Source organism: Mycobacterium sp. (genome assembly GCF_049280035.1).
Classification (GTDB): Bacteria; Actinomycetota; Actinomycetes; order Mycobacteriales; family Mycobacteriaceae; genus Mycobacterium.
Genome location: NZ_JBAPPI010000587.1, coordinates 1 through 2,276, shown reverse-complemented (window position 1 = coordinate 2,276; position 2,276 = coordinate 1). Strand labels below are relative to the sequence as shown.

Here is a 2,276-nt window from a genome sequence, read left to right as displayed (position 1 = left end):
GGACTATCAACAGCATTTGATCGACGCGGTTGAGTCGGTGGGCCAGCTCAGCCAAGCCGCCGCCCTGTACCTGGGCGAAGCGCGGGGACCGCTGCACCAGGACTTCCAGTTGCTCCAGTGCCCGTTGAAGGAGCTGGGCCGTGCGTCGCCCGACCTGCTGGGTGCGTTGAAGTTGATCTTCACCGCACCGTTCGACCTCGACAGCGCTCCGAAGCTGATCCGCGGCGACTTCATGAACTCGTCGCTCGAGGTCGACACGACGTTGTCGGCGATTGACAATGCATTCCTCACCGGGACCGGGTTCTCTGGCGCGTTGCGGGCATGGGAGCAGTCGTTTGGTCGCGACCCCGCGACGATGATCCCCGACGTGCGGTACACGCCGAACCCGAACGACGCCCCCGGGGGGCCGCTGGTGGAGAGGGCGGACCGGCAATGCTGACTCGTTTCATCAGGCGTCAGCTGGTGCTGTTCAGCATCCTGACGGTGGTTGCCCTTCTGGTACTGGGTTGGTACTACCTGCGCCTTCCAAGCCTGGCGGGCATCGGCCAGTACCCGCTGAAGGCCGAGCTGCCGGCTTCCGGCGGTCTGTACCCGACGGCCAACGTGACCTACCGCGGTATCACTATCGGCAAGGTGACCGACGTGGAGCCGACCGAGCACGGCGCCGAGGCGACGATGAGCATCGATAGCCGGTACAAGATTCCGGCTGACGCATCGGCGAACGTTCACTCGGTGTCAGCGGTCGGTGAGCAGTATCTGGACCTGGTGTCGGAGGGCAAAGCGAGCGGCTTCTTCTCGCCCGGGCAGACCATGACCAACGGCACCGTGCCGAGCGACATCGGCCCGGCGCTGGACACCGCCAACCGTGGGCTCGAGGTACTGCCCAAGGACAAGATCGGCCAGTTGCTCGACGAGACCGCGGAAGCAGTCGGCGGATTGGGTCCGGCGTTGCAACGGCTGGTCGACTCCACCCAGGCGATCGTCAGTGACTTCAAAACCAACATCAACGACGTCGACGACATCATTCAGAACTCCGCGCCGATTTTGGACAGCCAGGCCAAGTCGAGTAGCGCGATCGACCGCTGGGCACACAACCTGAACATATTGGGTGCGGAGTCCGCTCAAGAAGACTCGCATCTGAGAAGCGTTCTATCCCAAGCGGCGCCGACCGCCGATCAAGTCAACTCGGTGTTCAGCGACGTCCGCGAGGCCCTGCCGCAGACCCTGGCCAACCTCGAGATCGTGATCGACATGCTCAAGCGCTACCACGGCGGCGTCGAGCAGACGCTGGTGTTCTTGCCGCAGCTCGGGTCGCTCGTGCAGACGATATCCGCGCCGTACGAGAAGGACCACATGGCCTCGCTGGACCTCTCGCTGGCGATCAACTACCCGCCGCCCTGTTTGACCGGTTTTAGGCCGGCACCGGAGTGGCGCTCGCCCGCGGATACCAGCATTGCGCCGCTGCGGGAAGGGAACTACTGCAGGATCCCGCAGGACTTCCAGGCTAACGCGGTGCGCGGAGCGCGCAACATTCCGTGTGTCGATGTCCCGGGGAAACGCGCGGCGACGCCGGAGGACTGCCGGAGCAACAAACCCTATGTGCCGCTGGGCACCAACCCGTGGTTCGGCGACCCCAACCAGTTCCGGAACTGCCCGGCACCGGGCGCGCGATGCGATCAGCCGGTAGATCCCGGCCACGTGATACCGGCGCCGTCGGTCAACAACGGCCTGAACCCACTGCCTGCCGATAGGCTGCCGCCAGCCGGGCTGACACCGCCGCCGATTAGCGATCCGCTGCAGCGGCCGGGTACCGGTAGCGTTCAGTGCAACGGGCAGCAGCCCAACCCCTGCGTCTACACTCCGGGCGGGCCACCGGCCGCCGTCTATAGTCCGATGAGTGGCGAGGTGGTGGGCCCTGACGGTGCCAAATACTCCGTCAGCAACTCGAGCAACACAGGAGATGACGGATGGAAGGCGATGCTGGCGCCAGCCGGCTGAATCCGAACGAGACCGATGATTCGTCGTCTTCCGAGGTCGGAACCGACCAGACCAGCACCGAGACAACCACCGAGGATCTCAATCACGACATCGAGGCCGAGGATTCATCGGAATCGGAGGTCGACACCGAGGCGAGCACCGAGGATGCGACCGACTCGGCGAACGACGGGCGAAGCGCGTCGCGTCTGGGCCGCGGCTGGCTGGTCGGCATCGCGGCAGCGCTCGTCGTGCTGGCCGGCGGTCTCGGCGCGGGCGGCTACCTGGCGCTGCGTTCTGAC

1 protein-coding gene and 2 pseudogenes are annotated in these 2,276 nt (G+C 65.3%); all 3 read left to right on the top strand.

Features of this window, described 5'->3' with window-relative positions; genetic code table 11:
* Positions 1-439, top strand: a pseudogene (locus WAN71_RS19145) (mammalian cell entry protein); the annotation flags it as partial.
* Positions 433-1,998, top strand: coding sequence for an MCE family protein (locus tag WAN71_RS19140; RefSeq protein WP_422226838.1), 1,566 nt, complete (start codon positions 433-435; stop codon positions 1,996-1,998). The pseudogene WAN71_RS19145 and the gene WAN71_RS19140, both read left to right, overlap by 7 nt.
* A pseudogene (locus WAN71_RS19135) lies at positions 1,968-2,276 on the top strand (Mce protein); the annotation flags it as partial. The gene WAN71_RS19140 and the pseudogene WAN71_RS19135, both read left to right, overlap by 31 nt.